Genomic DNA, 13,654 nt, shown 5'->3' on the forward strand with positions numbered 1-13,654 from the left:
AAAAGCGTTATGACAGATGTAATTTACAAAGCCTGCCTTGCGGCAGGCTTTGTCTGTTAAATCGCTTCAATCTTTAAATACCGTTCAGCTTTCAGTAACTAACTGGTCGACTTTTTCTACAGCACGTACAACAAGCAGTTGATGATGGGCAGGTGTTTTCTCTTGCTGTAAATAAGCGGCTACAGCGGGGGCCACCTCACACTTGGCGGGCATGGCGGCACGGGCCTCAATCAAGGCGTTTAAGCGAGCAATGAATACAAAGCGCACCCATTGAGGCAGCGACATTGTATCAATGCAAAACGGCTGCTGGCTGGCGAATGCATCAGCGTCAGGTGTCGGCATACGCCATAGATCGGCGGCTTTCATCGCGGCTTCAAGTTCTAGGAGTGCTGTCTGTAGCGGTTGAAAAGTACTCATAACGTCGTTTGTAACTACCTCGTAAAATGAAAATCGTATCTTATTACCATTATCCCCATTTGGCTGGCTGCTTGCCAATCGTGGCCACTTGTGAAGAGTGATCCATAAACTCACAGAAAACCTGCATGAGCCTGTGGATAAACTATGGAAAGGTGTCGCAGCGCTTGCTCTCATGGGGCTTTCGCACAGTTGTTTACTTTTTAACCACACTGTCATGTAAGGCATCCCCATTGGTCGGTATTTATCCGCCTCTGCGGCTGACAGTGACCCATCATCAAGGTAGAGTGCAGGCTTGCAACGCGGAAGGATGTCATGCAACCGATTCAAACCCTTGATGAGTTTTTTACCCGCAGCGGCGCAGAGGTTTCCCTTTACCATATGGGCCGCCATGTGGTCGCCTGCCCACGGGAGTCCCTCGCCGCCTTTGAGCGTGGCGAACTGGCGTGGCCAGAACCTTGGCAAGGCCAAGCACGTTTAGCCATTCTATTCCGTTTGGGGGATATGCCCGAACCTGCCATTTGGTTTTTAGCTCTGCCACTCGATGAAGAGGGGATACTTGCCCCAGCTCAGCGTGATGCGTTTTTAAATCGTCTGCTGGAAACATTAGGTCGAGCTGTTTCTCAGGTGGGACGTGAAGAAACAGCGGACGTGGACCACTTAATGAAGGATAATCCCCTCGCCTTTACGCCCAGCATTACCTTTCAAGCGATGCTCATTGCCCGTGCAACTTATGACGTAGGGCTACCTGCCAGCCAACATTTTGAGCCGGTTGAGGATTACTTGAGCGGCCAGCAGGCGATTGATTGGCAGGCATTAGGATTACAGGGAATTGCCGATTACGTCGTTCGTATGGAGTCGCCCGATGCCGACACGTTAGCGCTGAGACTGCCTGACCTACCTACCGCCGTTATTAACTCCGTGTGCTACTGTTTAGAGCACCAGCCATTGCCACATGCATTAGTCGCCGCGCTGCAACGTCGCGGCGAAGCCGCCGCACAAGCGGGCGACATTGAAACGTTGTGTGCTTGTCTGCGCGCTGTGGGTAATACGGATGCATCAGCGGTGGGTAATTGGTACTCCGCCTTACTTAAAGAAACCACAGTTTGTGGGCCGGATGTGCTGGCTGCCATTGCCGGGCGTGGCTGGGTGTATCTTGAAGACGCTGAGCGCTTACCTCTTTTTCTACAGCGTTTGGCGGAAGATGAGCGTACTGATTTTGCCGCGGTAGTGCGTGATCTTGCACTCATCCCACGGCTACGCTTACCGGTCATGATGGCCATGCGTGACGCGCCCGAAGGTTCTTCTATTCAACACCGTTTGAGCATGATGATGTCGCAGAGAAAGGCTTGATTTGATGTTGTCATTTTTAATTGCAAGGAGTGAGCCGTGAAGGAATTACCCTATCAGGCCAAGGCGGTCATTGGACGCCGTGAAATGGTGACGCTACCTGAGCTAGGGCTTCACCTATGCTGTAAAGCGGACACTGGTGCGCGTACTTCCGCCCTGCATGCAGAAGAGATAGAGACACATGAAGATGAACATGGTCAACTATGGGTAAGTTTTATTACCCACAGCGCTGGGCCAACAACACCCGCCCATCGCTACAATCTACATTTACATGATCGACGCCGAGTCACCAGCTCAAACGGACATAGCGAGTGGCGCTATGTAATACGTACCCCAATGCAAATGGGCGATTTGAATTTTCCGGTTGAACTGACCCTGACTGACCGCAGCAATATGCGCCACCCAATGCTATTAGGACGCCGCGCCATGCGCCGCCTGCTAATTGCACCCGGTGCGGCATTTTTGCACGGTGAGCCTTAACCCCTTTTATTAGCCACCTTTATTTAGACTCGGAGTCTCCTACATGCATATCGCTCTGCTATCGCGCAACCGTAATTTGTACTCTACACGCCGCCTGGTTGAAGCTGCAGAGCAGCGTGGGCATACCGCTCGTGTGGTGGACACGCTGCGCTGCTATATGAGCATTACTTCCCACCACCCTTCGATTCACTATAAAGGTCAAGAAATTGAGCACTTTGATGCGGTCATCCCCCGCATTGGTGCGTCGGTGACCTTTTATGGGTGCGCGCTGTTACGCCAGTTCGAGATGATGGGCACCTACGTTATCAACGATAACGTGTCTATTACTCGCTCGCGGGACAAACTACGCTCACTTCAGCTATTGTCACGCAAAGGGCTGGGGCTACCGATTACCGGCTTTGCGCACTCTCCAGACGATATTCCTGACTTGATCACCATGGTCAAAGGCGCCCCGCTGGTGATTAAGCTGCTTGAAGGCACCCAGGGAATTGGCGTGGTGTTAGCGGAAACGAACCAGGCGGCGGAATCAGTGATTCAGGCCTTCATGGGTATGAAAGCCAATATTATGGTTCAGGAGTACATTAAGGAAGCACGCGGCGCTGATATTCGCTGCTTAGTGATCGGCGATAAAGTCGTGGCTTCGATGAAACGTCAGGCGGCGGATGGTGAATTCCGCTCGAACCTACACCGCGGAGGCTCCGCCAGCGTGATCCGGATCACTCCTGAAGAGCGTTCAACGGCGATTCGTGCAGCCAAGGCCATGGGCCTGCGCGTTGCCGGTGTCGACTTGCTACGCTCAAATCACGGTCCGGTGATTATGGAGGTTAACTCTTCGCCTGGTTTGCAGGGCATTGAGAACGCCACCGGCAAGGATATTGCGGGCATGATCATTGAACACATTGAAAGAAATGCCGCTCCAGCTCGTAAAGCGCCGCCCAAGCCTAAAGGCTAAGGCAGAATCTTAAAATAATCCGATTCGGGGGTGGCAAATCGACGCTGTCCCCCCCACAATCTGCGTCACCGAAGGAGGTAGACGCTCATGTTTCTCGATAATCGCCAAGTGGCGATGGACAGCGTATTGGAAGCGCTGGCCGATAGCATTGATTATTTCCAAGACAATATCGAACGCCTGCGCCCCTCACTGCGCGACGCTTTAAAGCCGCATTATACTGAGCGGCTTAAGCAGATGCGTAAATTGCAGGAGCTTGCCCGTGCGCATTTGAAAATGCTGCCTCGGGATGCAGATGTTGAACGCGATGACTTTTTATGGCTTTGGAGCCGTCTAAAAAGCTTCGTGGGTAACGATAGTCAAGTATTGATCAATGAGTTATTAGAGCAAGAGCGTGTATTGATGCAGGCGCTCTCTTCGCTCTTTACCCATCCGTTACCTGATCCTATCGAACCGGTGGTAGAGGAATGTATGCGGGGGTGCCGTAAACTGATTCGCGAGCTCTATGCGCTGCAAAAGCGCAACACGCACCGCTAGGGTGCCGTAAAGCGTTCGTTGAGTGACGGCAGAATTAGCTCGATGGGCGCACGTTTCTTAAACTCTATGGGCTCTGGAGTGCCGAGGAAATAGGGCTCCCTGCCCCATAGATACAGATCGCCCAGGGTAGCCACACGCGCTGCCCACTCGCGCAGTTTTAACCGCCACTCGACTTCCACCTTGGCATCATCCGCCACACAGCCGGTAACATCCATCCCCAACGCACGTCCAATGTACACCGCACGGGGAAGGTGCCAGCTCTGGGTAATCAGTAGCGCTTTATCCAACTGAAACACATCCCGCGCCCGCGCAAGGGTGTCATAAGTGCTAAAGCCCGCAAAATCCATGGTCAATTGCTCTGATGCGACGCCGCGCCGATAAAGCTCGCGCCACATCGCTCGTGGCTCGTTATACGCTTGGGTACGATTATCGCCAGACAGCAACAGGTGCTCGACCTGGGACTGTTCAATCAAGGTGGCTGCAGTACGCATCCGCGCATGAAAGTGCGGATTCCGAACGCCGCTGCGCGTCCAGTGAGAAGTACCAAAGACAACTCCCACTCTAGCGGGACGGCACTGCTGCGGCTGACGTTCGATATAAGCAGCAGTCGTCGCGAGCACCCAAAAATTGCCACCTATAAACAGCAATGTCGCCAGCAGCGACAGTGCTCCTAGCGACATTAGTAAGCGCTTTAGCCATTTCAACAAGAGGTTATGCATCCAGTTCCCCAGCCGGGGTTAGGCTTTGCACGAAAACTGACTGCGCTCGACAATACGGCGTTAAAAATCGCCTCAAAATGCTCATTTACAACCCGTAAACTCCGCTTTTTCGTTGATTTTTTGCCTTGTCTAGTCTTCGCTCGCCGACTTTTCGTAGAAAGCCTAGAACATGCCGAGTTCAAGCTTGGCCTCGTCACTCATCATGTCACGGCTCCAGGGCGGACTGAAGACAATCTCGGTGTGTACTTTGCTGATCTGCGGTGCACCAAGTATCTTATTGCGCGCATCCGCTGCAATAACATCGCCCATACCGCATCCCGGGGCGGTTAGCGTCATACGAATAGTGGCAATGCGTTCGCCACTGATAAGGCGCTCGATGCGGCAGCCGTAAACCAAGCCCAAATCAACAATATTGACGGGGATCTCTGGATCGAAGCAGGTGCGTAACTGATCCCACACAAACTGCTCGATATCCTCTTCACTCGCAGTTTCAGGCAGCGTAGGGCGGGGCAACGACTCAAGCCCCAGCGCGTCAAGGTTGCTCCCCTCAATCAAGAAAAGTCGCCCCTCAAAACCGACGCTCACCGAGCTACCTTTAGCCTGCATGACGCTGACTACGCTATCTTCGACGAGCGTTTCCGTACTACCAAACGGAATGGCAATAGCCTCCACATCGCGCTGAAGCGGCAACTGTTGACCTCGTTCGAGACTGGCTACTTGCTCAAGATCCATATCTGTCCTTAAAAACGTTCTTCAAAGAGCTGGCCTTAAAGAACCGACCTTAACGCACCATACCAATGACACGGTTGAGCGCTTCAATAAAGCTATCCACTTCTTCGAGCGTATTATACGCAGCAAATGAAGCACGGCACGTCGCATCGACTCCGAAATGATGCAGCAAGGGCTGCGCGCAGTGGTGGCCGGTACGAATAGCAACACCGAGTTGATCTATCAATAAGCCGATGTCTTGCGAATGCGCCCCTTCCACCACAAACGACAGCACGCCTGCTTTTTGCGGTGCGGTGCCTAAAATACGCAGCCCATCGATTCGTCCAGCCGCTTGCGTCGCGCGGTCAAGCAACTGCCCTTCCCACTTGCCGATGGCATTAACACCAACGCTTTCTACCCACTCAAGTGCACGCCCCAGCGCAATGACTTCCGCAATGGCGGGCGTTCCGGCTTCAAACTTGTGCGGAATATCGGCGAAGGTAGTGCCCGAACCGAAAGAGACGGTTTTAATCATCTCACCGCCGCCCTGCCAAGGCGGCATCGCTTCGAGCAAAGCCTGCTTGCCATACAGCACGCCTACGCCAGTGGGCCCATACACTTTGTGGCCCGAGAACGCATAGAAGTCGGCATCAATCGCCTGCACATCGACTACCTGATGAGGGGCAGCTTGGGCGCCATCAATCAGAATCAAGGCGCCGTGCTGGTGAGCAAGCGCCGCCATTTCCTGCACAGGGTTAATCGTCCCTAGCGCATTAGAGACATGATTGACCGCTACCAGCTTAGTACGCTCACTCAGCAGCCCACGATAAGCAGCCATATCCAATGCGCCATTGGCCTCAACGGGAATCACTTTAATGGTAAACCCGATCTCGGCGGCTAACAGTTGCCAGGGCACGATATTGGAGTGGTGCTCCAGCATGGAAATCAGCACTTCATCGCCAGGTGCTAGGTTTTTACGCCCCCAGCTATGAACGACCAAGTTAATCGCTTCTGTAGTACCACGGGTAAAGATGATCTGACGCGCATCTTCCGCGTTGAGAAACGCCCGAACCTTGTGACGCGTACCTTCAAACGCCGCCGTCGCCTCATCGGCGAGGGTATGTAGCCCACGGTGAATATTGGCGTTATAGCGCGAGTAGTAATCGCTAAAGACGTCAATCACCTGCTGGGGTGTCTGGCTAGTCGCCGCATTGTCTAAGTAGATTAGCGGCTTGCCGTGCACTTCACGGGCAAGCACCGGAAAATCCTGACGCAGACGGGCGACATCAAAGGGTGCTTGCACTTGCGCGGGCGCCTGCTCAATAACGGTATTTGGCATCAATCACTCCTCGTTGAGCCCTTGAAGCTAGTCTTTAAAAGCGGGCCTTTAAAAGCGGGTCTTAAAGAGCTAGTCGTTAATTGCGGCTGCCGCTTCAACAAGCCCAGCAAGATTAAAGCGCTCCGGCAACTTACCCGCAACCGCGAGTTCAACGCGCTCGGCAATCGCATCAAGGCTAACTTTATCCAACACCTCTCCCGCAAAGGCGAGGGTTAACAGGCCTCGTGCGGTGGCTTCATCGATACCGCGCGTGCGCAGGGCATAGATCGCCTCTTCGTCCAGCTGGCCGGTAGTGGTGCCGTGTGAACACTTAACATCATCGGCGTAGATTTCAAGCTCAGGCTTGGCATCGATGTGGGCACGATCCGACAGCAGTAGGTTTTGATTGCTCTGAAACCCTTCAATCTTCTGACTATCGCGCTTGACGTAGACCTTGCCGTTAAACACGCCGTGAGCGCGGTCATCCAGAATGCCCTTGTAGTTCTCATTGGAGAACGTCAGCGGTGCGTTGTGGTTGACCTTGGTGTGGTTATCGACGTGTTGGCGACCTTGACCAAAGAACAGGCCCAGGAAATTAGTTTCAGCGCCCTGGCCGTTCAAATCACTGATCAAGTCGTTGCGCACCAGTGCGCCACCCAGGCTCAGGTTGTAAGAGGTATAGCGTGTATCGCGGCTCTGCTCGACATGAATGCTCGCCACGTGCATATCGCCCAACGGTGCTTCCTGCAGCTTGTAGTGAGCCAGTATCGCCCCACGGTCGAGCATCAGTTCGCCCACGACGTTGGTGAAGTTGGTCGCTTCGCTTTCGCCTGTGTAGTGTTCAATTAGCGTGGCTTCGCTGCGGCTACCTGCTTCCACCAGTACACGCGGGTGGCACATCACCGGCTGGCCAGCGCGGGACAGAAACTGCAGCAGGATAGGTTTCTCAACGACTGTTCCCGGTGCAATGCGAACCACAGCGCCCTCTTCCATAAACGCCGTATTCAGCGCCGCAAACGGTGAGAAATCCACCCCGGTTAAGCGCCCCAGCGGGCCACCAACCGCTTCGTGATTCTCTGCTAACGCTTTCGAGAGCGGTAATACCTGGACACTTGACGGGAGCGAGTCCACATCCGAGAGCGCCGATGAGAAAACGCCATCTACAAACGTCAGGCGATAAGCATCAATGGGCAGCGTCAGTGCCGCGGCACTGGCCTGAGAGAACTCGGCATTGTCGGCGAGCGCAAAGTTGCCCTGGGCGATCGAGCGTACATCGGTGTACTTCCACTCTTCATCACGGCGAGTGGGGAAACCCAGCGCTTCAAAACGTGCAGCACCCGCTTGGCGCCGAGCGGCAATCCAGGTGGGCTCTGCCGTGTAGCTCGAGCTGCGCGCCTTCAGCGTGTCTAAAAAGGTTTGCGTATCGCTCATGCCACAGACTCCTCGATACCTTCGTACCCATTGGCTTCCAGTTGCTTGGCTAGTTCCGCGTCGCCAGTTTTCACGATACGGCCATCGACCAAGACGTGGACTTTGTCCGGAATAATGTAGTCGAGCAGACGCTGGTAGTGAGTCACCAGCAGGATGGCGCGGTCTTCAGCGCGCAGGCTGTTGACACCATCGGCGACCACTTTCATGGCGTCGATATCCAGGCCGGAGTCGATCTCGTCGAGCATGGCAAGCTTCGGCTGAAGCACCAGCATTTGCAGGATCTCGTTACGCTTTTTCTCACCGCCAGAGAAGCCTTCGTTAACGGCGCGCTGTAGGAAGCTGGCGTCCATTTTCATGTAACCAAGCTTCTCTTTCACCAGCTTCATAAACTCCGGCGCTGGCATTTCGCCCTCGCCACGCGCTACGCGCTGGGCATTAAGCGCCGACTTCAGAAGGTAGATGTTTTTAACCCCAGGGATCTCAACCGGGTACTGGAAACCCAGCAACAAACCAGCCTGGGCGCGCTCTTCAATTTCCATTTCGAGCACGTCTTTGCCTTCAAAGGTAATGGTGCCCTGGGTAACTTCATAGCCATCCTTACCAGCGATGACCGCCGATAGCGTCGATTTACCCGCGCCGTTCGGCCCCATGATGGCGTGCACTTCACCCGCGTTGATAGTCAGGGTGAGGCCTTTCAGGATTTCATTGCCTTCGACGGTGACGTGTAAATCATTCACTTGCAACATATTGATTACCTTCTAATTCTGGCGAGTCGCTACGGCGACACTAATAAAATGAGTGACTGAACGGCTAGGACTTAACCTACTGCGCCTTCCAGGGTGACGTTGAGCAGCGCTTCCGCTTCTACGGCAAACTCCATCGGCAGCTCTTGGAAGACGTCTTTACAGAAGCCATTCACAATCATGCTGACCGCGTCTTCTTCCGAGATACCGCGGCTCTGGCAGTAGAACAGCTGGTCTTCACCGATTTTAGAAGTGGTCGCTTCGTGCTCAATGGTCGCCGTACTGTTGCCAATTTCTTGATAAGGGAAGGTGTGCGCACCGCACTTATCGCCAATCAGCAAAGAGTCACACTGGGTAAAGTTACGTGCCCCTTTGGCGCGCGGGCCGATTTTCACCAAGCCGCGATACGACTGATTGCTGCGACCGGCAGAGATACCTTTAGCAACGATATACGAACGGGTACCTTCGCCAATGTGAATCATCTTGGTGCCGGTATCGGCCTGTTGGCGGCCATTCGTGACCGCAACAGAGTAGAACTCGCCGATACTGTCTTTACCCCGTAAAACGCAGGAAGGGTATTTCCAGGTAATGGCGGAGCCGGTCTCTACCTGCGTCCAGCTGATGCGCGAGCGGTCGCCACGGCAGTCGCCACGCTTAGTAACGAAGTTGTAGATACCGCCCTTGCCATTCTCATCACCGGGATACCAGTTCTGTACCGTGGAGTATTTGATATAGGCGTCGTCTAGGGCGACAAGCTCTACCACCGCGGCGTGCAGCTGGTTTTCATCGCGCATTGGCGCGGTACAGCCCTCCAGGTAGGAAACCTGGGCGCGGCTTTCGCAAATAATCAGCGTGCGCTCAAACTGGCCGGTGTTGGCCGCGTTAATGCGGAAGTATGTTGATAGCTCCATCGGGCAGGTTACGCCTTCTGGCACAAATACAAAGGAGCCATCGGTAAACACCGCTGAGTTCAGCGCCGCAAAGTAGTTATCTGCCACGGGCACCACGGTGCCCAGATACTGTTTGATCAGCTCTGGGTAGTCGCGGATAGCTTCGGAGATGGAGCAGAAAATCACGCCTGCCTCACCCAGCTGTTTTTTGAAAGTGGTCGCAACCGACACCGAGTCGAATACTGCGTCTACTGCCACGCCTGCCAACGCCGCACGTTCGTGTAGCGGAATGCCCAACTTCTCATAGGTTTCCAGCAGCTTGGGGTCGACTTCATCCAGGCTCTGTGGGCCGTCTTCCGGGCGCTTCGGCGCACTGAAATAGGAAATCGATTGGTAATCAATCGGTGGATAGTCAAGATGCGCCCAAGATGGCGCTTCCATCTTCAACCACTGACGATAGGCATCCAGGCGCCACTCCAGCATCCACTCGGGTTCGCCCTTCTTCTTGGAAATAAAGGCGATGGTGTTTTCATCCAGGCCAGGTGGCAGGGTGTCGCTTTCAATATCGGTTACGAAGCCGTCTTTGTATTCGCGACGAACCAACTGTTCCATTTCTTCGCTTGCCATGGTGATACCCTCCGGGCAGTTGGGTGGCGAGGTCATCGCCTTTAATAATAAAGTAGGCCTGCTGTACTTGCGCCGCTGTTAGGCAGACGCTGCCGACAGGCTGATCGTTTGAATTGGCAATTGCACCGGCAATTTAATCGGCGCTGTATCGGCTAAATGCGCTAAGGTCACGCTTTCAAGCAGCGTTCGCATCGCCAATGAAACCCGCTGCCAGTTGTCAGCCACACCACAGGTAGCCACAAGTTCGCAATCGCCTTCCGCTTGACTACACTCGGTCATGGCAACAGGGCCTTCAATCGCCGCAATAATGTCGGCTGCCGTAATCTGTGATGCTGGCCGCGCCAAGCGATAACCGCCTTGAGCACCACGCTGGGACACCAACAGCCCCGCACGTGCCAACATTTTAAGTGTTTTACTTACCGTGGGGTGTGGCAGCTGCACAGCCTCAGCCAAGTCGGCCGCTGCATGTGATGCTTGGGAGTGACGGGCAATTTGTGCCATCACTACAGCGGCATAGTCTGTCAGCCGAGAAAGCTTGAGCATGTCGACTCCCCTTTTATGTGCTTGGTACGCAGTCAATCAACTCGTTGGCTGCATCAATTGAGTACCATTTTAGTCCTGTATAAATTTGATGTGAAGCCCTTGAGCCAAATGGTTAGCAATTTGAGCAAAATAACAGCACGATCGACGCTAATCGCATCAAAAACAACAATCATTATCATTTAAAAAAGCTATTAGCTTTATACTGCTGCTGGCTATCGCTTTGCATGTATGAACAGCGTCTGGTAATTTCGATTGAGTATTGAGTGCCATCGCTTTGGATGGCGGCTTGCTATTCGAGGATTAAAAGATGGATTCAGCAGTCAACAATATGGTCAGCGCCTCAATGGCGATGCAGCAGGTGCAAGTAGTCCAGCAGGCCCAGTTTAACGTTTTTAAAGAGGCGTTAGACGGGCAAGCAGCCCATATTACTGCGCTGATGGACAGCGTTGCGCAGGCGCCACAGCTGGCCACAAGTGGAAGCGTCGGTACGCAAATCAATACCACTGCGTAAAAATAGATGACTGATAAATCAATAGCCCCCTGCATGCAGGTGGCTATTTTTTTGACTGTCTGGTTTAACGCTAGGCTTTCTTAACAAATTCAGATTTAAGCTTCATCGGGCCGATGCCGTCAATTTTACAGTCGATATCGTGATCGCCCTCTACCAAGCGGATGCTTTTCACTTTGGTGCCCACTTTAACCACCAGTGAACTGCCTTTAACCTTTAAATCCTTGATCACCGTGACACTATCGCCGTCGACCAACATGTTGCCGTTAGCATCGCGCACGCCTGAAGCTTCTTCAGCGCTCTCCTCTGCTACCTTTGACCACTCGTGGCCACACTCTGGGCAAACGTATTGAAGCCCATCATCGTAGCTAAATTCGGAAGCGCAGGCAGGACAGTTAGGCAGATCACTCATGGGACGGCTCCATCGTTTGGCTAATACAAAAGGCTGGTTCAAGATCTAAGAAAGCGATGGAGCCTACACGGATTATTCCGCTTGTCTACTTTTGCGGATGCTTTTGCGGATGCGATCAATCACGCTGATACGTGCCTACCAAACGATTCATGCCTAGCAGATTAGGCTCTACTTCTTTGAGTAGTTCGGCAAGCGTCAGCCCTTCAGGCAGCGACGTTTGATGGTCCAGCGCCAGCACCCAGAAATAGTAAAGATGCTTACCATGCCCTTCAGGGGGCATCGGGCCAAAGTAACCAACTCCGCCTTTATCATTGGCGCCAGCAGTGCCCACAACACTCTTTTCAGTTAACTCATGGGTATCAGCGGGCAAGTTATAGAGCACCCAATGTACAAAGCCGTAGCTGCCATCCTTGACCAAAGGAGCATCTGGATCGTGACAGATGACAGCGAAACCTTGGGTTCCCTCGGGGGCATCTTTCCAAGCTAGGGCAGGCGAAACATTTTCCCCCTCCCCTGTGTGCTTGGAAGGAATGGCTTGATGATCAGCAAACGCTTGACTGATAACCTGCATGGATGAAAGTGCAAATGCCATGTTTCTCTCCTTGGTTTATCTGATGGACCGTGTTTTATCTGATGAACCGTTGCTGAGCATGAAGACCATTAATCAGCGGCTCACCTGATCAGCGTGTTGTTGCCACCATTGCTGAGCAGACGCCACATTGTCAGCATTATGCGCAGGGTCAAGTACTACCCCTAACTGAACGTAATCGCCACCTGTTCGAACCATTAGCTGAGGATCTTGAGTGGCTAGCTGCAGCGCGTAGAGCACCAACATTTGTTCATACGCATCGCGGGTGTTCAGCCGGGCAAACAGCAGTGGAACAGCAGGAAGCCCTATTTCGCCTAATCGTTCAGCGGCAATGTACCAGGGACGACGGTTGTCACGATCACCGTAACTGGTCACAAAACGCCGATCGGCCAAACGGCTAACATAATAGGACGCTTCCTCTTCGGGACTGATAAACAGCGGCGGCACCCAGCCACTCGCCATAGCGGTCTCCGGCGCTGTCGTGGCGGCAGGGGCGGATTGCGGGCTGGGTAACGGTGCTTCAGCCGCTGCCTGGCTAGGGGTTGGCGAAGGACGCTGCCCACCGCCGGCACAGCCCGCGAGCAATAGGCTTACGCCTACTACTACCCCTAGATATAGCGCACTTCGCTGCATTGTCAGGCTTCCTTTGCTAGACGTTAAAGAGGCCATCGGCCCTGTTTCTTTAGGCGACGCTTTACCCACACATCATAAAGGGTTCGCAGTGCTGGTTTAATCCCAGGCAAGCCAATCAGCCAAGCGACCGGGACCAGTAACGGAACACGCTTCATCAACAAACGGTAGGCGTCGATACCTTCTATTAATTGACCTTGCTCGGTTTCGACATGCAGAGAGCGTAGCGCTACTGCAGGGTCAACACCCTTTGCACGTAGGGCTTGCTCATTTTCGCTTACGTCAAGCCAACCGATATCTTTTGCATGGCGCCCCGACCAGCGCTCATAGCGCCGACGCTCTTGCCGACAAAGTGGGCACTGGGCATCGTAATAGACATTGATCAATGTCTTACTGGACATATTGCTTCTCAACTTTAAGACTCTTAAGCAGTGTGGCATTTTCATTATGTGGCGCAACCCCTTGCTGTCCCACGTTTCAATTAGGTCTTTGCTATGAATGCTGAGCTTAGTAATGAATTTAGTAAACAACTGTTAGTGATTGCTCATGCCCCGTCAGCGAATACCCGTCTTCTGCGCGAAGCGGCCGCGCGGGGCGCTAGCCATCCCGATCTTGAGCAGGTGCAGTGTGTGGTGAAAGCGCCTTTAGAGGCAGGCCCAGAGGATGTACTAGCCTGCGATGCCATCCTGCTCGGTACCACGGAGAATCTGGGCTATACGAGTGGCGCACTAAAAGCTTCTCGGAATATTACCGACAACATCTTTTGTCTCTTATATAGCTCTGCTTCTGCAAGGTTTTTGGGTCAA

Annotated in this window: 17 protein-coding genes and 1 pseudogene; 6 read left to right on the forward strand and 12 right to left on the reverse strand. The window is 53.4% G+C overall.

The window, feature by feature from the left end; translation table 11 throughout:
* Positions 1–84 precede the first annotated feature (84 nt).
* Entirely contained in the window at positions 85–417 is a 333-nt protein-coding gene (locus Q3Y66_RS11920; RefSeq protein WP_008957019.1) for a YqcC family protein, read from the reverse strand.
* A gap of 312 nt (positions 418–729) precedes the next feature.
* Here Q3Y66_RS11920 and Q3Y66_RS11925 point away from each other — a divergent pair, with 312 nt between their 5' ends.
* The 4 genes from Q3Y66_RS11925 to Q3Y66_RS11940 all read left to right on the forward strand — a co-directional run bounded on the left by Q3Y66_RS11925 (position 730) and on the right by Q3Y66_RS11940 (position 3,730).
* Positions 730–1,767, forward strand: a complete 1,038-nt coding sequence (locus Q3Y66_RS11925; protein WP_008957020.1) for a DUF3549 family protein — start codon at positions 730–732, stop codon at positions 1,765–1,767.
* Between the two features lie 36 nt (positions 1,768–1,803).
* Entirely contained in the window at positions 1,804–2,244 is a 441-nt protein-coding gene (locus Q3Y66_RS11930) for a RimK/LysX family protein (RefSeq protein ID WP_008957021.1), read from the forward strand.
* 43 nt (positions 2,245–2,287) lie between these two features.
* Positions 2,288–3,196 (forward strand): 30S ribosomal protein S6--L-glutamate ligase, encoded by a 909-nt coding sequence (gene rimK, locus Q3Y66_RS11935; RefSeq protein WP_008957022.1) that lies wholly within the window; start codon positions 2,288–2,290, stop codon positions 3,194–3,196.
* A gap of 87 nt (positions 3,197–3,283) precedes the next feature.
* Positions 3,284–3,730, forward strand: coding sequence for a hypothetical protein (locus Q3Y66_RS11940; RefSeq protein ID WP_008957023.1), 447 nt, complete (start codon positions 3,284–3,286; stop codon positions 3,728–3,730).
* Here Q3Y66_RS11940 and Q3Y66_RS11945 read toward each other — a convergent pair.
* From Q3Y66_RS11945 to Q3Y66_RS11975, 7 genes are all read right to left on the reverse strand, one after another.
* Positions 3,727–4,449 (reverse strand): vancomycin high temperature exclusion protein, encoded by a 723-nt coding sequence (locus tag Q3Y66_RS11945; RefSeq protein WP_035586392.1) that lies wholly within the window; start codon positions 4,447–4,449, stop codon positions 3,727–3,729. The two genes, Q3Y66_RS11940 and Q3Y66_RS11945, sit on opposite strands and share 4 nt — an antisense overlap.
* 162 nt (positions 4,450–4,611) lie before the next feature.
* Positions 4,612–5,181, reverse strand: coding sequence for a putative Fe-S cluster assembly protein SufT (gene sufT / locus Q3Y66_RS11950; protein ID WP_008957025.1), 570 nt, complete (start codon positions 5,179–5,181; stop codon positions 4,612–4,614).
* Positions 5,182–5,230: 49 nt separating this feature from the next.
* The gene (locus Q3Y66_RS11955; RefSeq protein WP_008957026.1) at positions 5,231–6,496 is read right to left on the reverse strand and encodes an aminotransferase class V-fold PLP-dependent enzyme; all 1,266 of its coding nucleotides are present in this window, start codon (positions 6,494–6,496) and stop codon (positions 5,231–5,233) included.
* Between the two features lie 69 nt (positions 6,497–6,565).
* Positions 6,566–7,906: a Fe-S cluster assembly protein SufD gene (gene sufD, locus Q3Y66_RS11960; protein ID WP_008957027.1), complete on the reverse strand. Its 1,341-nt coding sequence runs from the start codon at positions 7,904–7,906 to the stop codon at positions 6,566–6,568.
* Positions 7,903–8,652: a Fe-S cluster assembly ATPase SufC gene (gene sufC / locus Q3Y66_RS11965; protein ID WP_008957028.1), complete on the reverse strand. Its 750-nt coding sequence runs from the start codon at positions 8,650–8,652 to the stop codon at positions 7,903–7,905. Before sufC ends, sufD begins: the two co-directional genes overlap by 4 nt.
* A gap of 71 nt (positions 8,653–8,723) precedes the next feature.
* Positions 8,724–10,166, reverse strand: a complete 1,443-nt coding sequence (gene sufB / locus Q3Y66_RS11970; RefSeq protein ID WP_008957029.1) for a Fe-S cluster assembly protein SufB — start codon at positions 10,164–10,166, stop codon at positions 8,724–8,726.
* Positions 10,167–10,244: 78 nt separating this feature from the next.
* Entirely contained in the window at positions 10,245–10,709 is a 465-nt protein-coding gene (locus Q3Y66_RS11975) for an SUF system Fe-S cluster assembly regulator (protein ID WP_008957030.1), read from the reverse strand.
* Positions 10,710–11,016: 307 nt separating this feature from the next.
* Here Q3Y66_RS11975 and Q3Y66_RS11980 point away from each other — a divergent pair, with 307 nt between their 5' ends.
* Positions 11,017–11,220, forward strand: coding sequence for a putative motility protein (locus Q3Y66_RS11980; protein WP_008957031.1), 204 nt, complete (start codon positions 11,017–11,019; stop codon positions 11,218–11,220).
* Positions 11,221–11,290: 70 nt separating this feature from the next.
* Here Q3Y66_RS11980 and Q3Y66_RS11985 read toward each other — a convergent pair whose 3' ends face one another.
* The 4 genes from Q3Y66_RS11985 to Q3Y66_RS12000 all read right to left on the reverse strand — a co-directional run bounded on the left by Q3Y66_RS11985 (position 11,291) and on the right by Q3Y66_RS12000 (position 13,249).
* Entirely contained in the window at positions 11,291–11,629 is a 339-nt protein-coding gene (locus tag Q3Y66_RS11985) for a zinc ribbon domain-containing protein YjdM (protein WP_008957032.1), read from the reverse strand.
* 115 nt (positions 11,630–11,744) lie between these two features.
* Positions 11,745–12,221, reverse strand: a complete 477-nt coding sequence (locus Q3Y66_RS11990; protein WP_008957033.1) for a YbhB/YbcL family Raf kinase inhibitor-like protein — start codon at positions 12,219–12,221, stop codon at positions 11,745–11,747.
* A gap of 72 nt (positions 12,222–12,293) precedes the next feature.
* Positions 12,294–12,851 carry a hypothetical protein gene (locus Q3Y66_RS11995; protein WP_008957034.1) on the reverse strand — a complete coding sequence of 186 codons (558 nt, stop codon included), beginning with the start codon at positions 12,849–12,851 and terminating at the stop codon, positions 12,294–12,296.
* Positions 12,852–12,874: 23 nt separating this feature from the next.
* Positions 12,875–13,249 (reverse strand): thiol-disulfide oxidoreductase DCC family protein, encoded by a 375-nt coding sequence (locus Q3Y66_RS12000; RefSeq protein WP_008957035.1) that lies wholly within the window; start codon positions 13,247–13,249, stop codon positions 12,875–12,877.
* 93 nt (positions 13,250–13,342) lie between these two features.
* Here Q3Y66_RS12000 and Q3Y66_RS12005 point away from each other — a divergent pair.
* A pseudogene (locus Q3Y66_RS12005) lies at positions 13,343–13,582 on the forward strand (flavodoxin family protein); the annotation flags it as partial.
* Positions 13,583–13,654 lie beyond the last annotated feature (72 nt).

This window comes from Halomonas sp. HAL1, from assembly GCF_030544485.1.
GTDB lineage: Bacteria > Pseudomonadota > Gammaproteobacteria > Pseudomonadales > Halomonadaceae > Vreelandella > Vreelandella arctica.

What these genes read in the sequence shown, in the direction of transcription:
- Q3Y66_RS11920 (WP_008957019.1), bottom strand. Translation starts at nt 417, where the DNA reads ATGAGTACTTTTCAACCGCTACAGACAGCACTCCTAGAACTTGAAGCC.
- Q3Y66_RS11925 (WP_008957020.1), top strand. Translation starts at nt 730, where the DNA reads ATGCAACCGATTCAAACCCTTGATGAGTTTTTTACCCGCAGCGGCGCA.
- rimK (WP_008957022.1), top strand. Translation starts at nt 2,288, where the DNA reads ATGCATATCGCTCTGCTATCGCGCAACCGTAATTTGTACTCTACACGC.
- Q3Y66_RS11940 (WP_008957023.1), top strand. Translation starts at nt 3,284, where the DNA reads ATGTTTCTCGATAATCGCCAAGTGGCGATGGACAGCGTATTGGAAGCG.
- Q3Y66_RS11945 (WP_035586392.1), bottom strand. Translation starts at nt 4,449, where the DNA reads ATGCATAACCTCTTGTTGAAATGGCTAAAGCGCTTACTAATGTCGCTA.
- sufT (WP_008957025.1), bottom strand. Translation starts at nt 5,181, where the DNA reads ATGGATCTTGAGCAAGTAGCCAGTCTCGAACGAGGTCAACAGTTGCCG.
- Q3Y66_RS11955 (WP_008957026.1), bottom strand. Translation starts at nt 6,496, where the DNA reads ATGCCAAATACCGTTATTGAGCAGGCGCCCGCGCAAGTGCAAGCACCC.
- sufD (WP_008957027.1), bottom strand. Translation starts at nt 7,906, where the DNA reads ATGAGCGATACGCAAACCTTTTTAGACACGCTGAAGGCGCGCAGCTCG.
- sufC (WP_008957028.1), bottom strand. Translation starts at nt 8,652, where the DNA reads ATGTTGCAAGTGAATGATTTACACGTCACCGTCGAAGGCAATGAAATC.
- sufB (WP_008957029.1), bottom strand. Translation starts at nt 10,166, where the DNA reads ATGGCAAGCGAAGAAATGGAACAGTTGGTTCGTCGCGAATACAAAGAC.
- Q3Y66_RS11975 (WP_008957030.1), bottom strand. Translation starts at nt 10,709, where the DNA reads ATGCTCAAGCTTTCTCGGCTGACAGACTATGCCGCTGTAGTGATGGCA.
- Q3Y66_RS11980 (WP_008957031.1), top strand. Translation starts at nt 11,017, where the DNA reads ATGGATTCAGCAGTCAACAATATGGTCAGCGCCTCAATGGCGATGCAG.
- Q3Y66_RS11985 (WP_008957032.1), bottom strand. Translation starts at nt 11,629, where the DNA reads ATGAGTGATCTGCCTAACTGTCCTGCCTGCGCTTCCGAATTTAGCTAC.
- Q3Y66_RS11990 (WP_008957033.1), bottom strand. Translation starts at nt 12,221, where the DNA reads ATGGCATTTGCACTTTCATCCATGCAGGTTATCAGTCAAGCGTTTGCT.
- Q3Y66_RS11995 (WP_008957034.1), bottom strand. Translation starts at nt 12,851, where the DNA reads ATGCAGCGAAGTGCGCTATATCTAGGGGTAGTAGTAGGCGTAAGCCTA.
- Q3Y66_RS12000 (WP_008957035.1), bottom strand. Translation starts at nt 13,249, where the DNA reads ATGTCCAGTAAGACATTGATCAATGTCTATTACGATGCCCAGTGCCCA.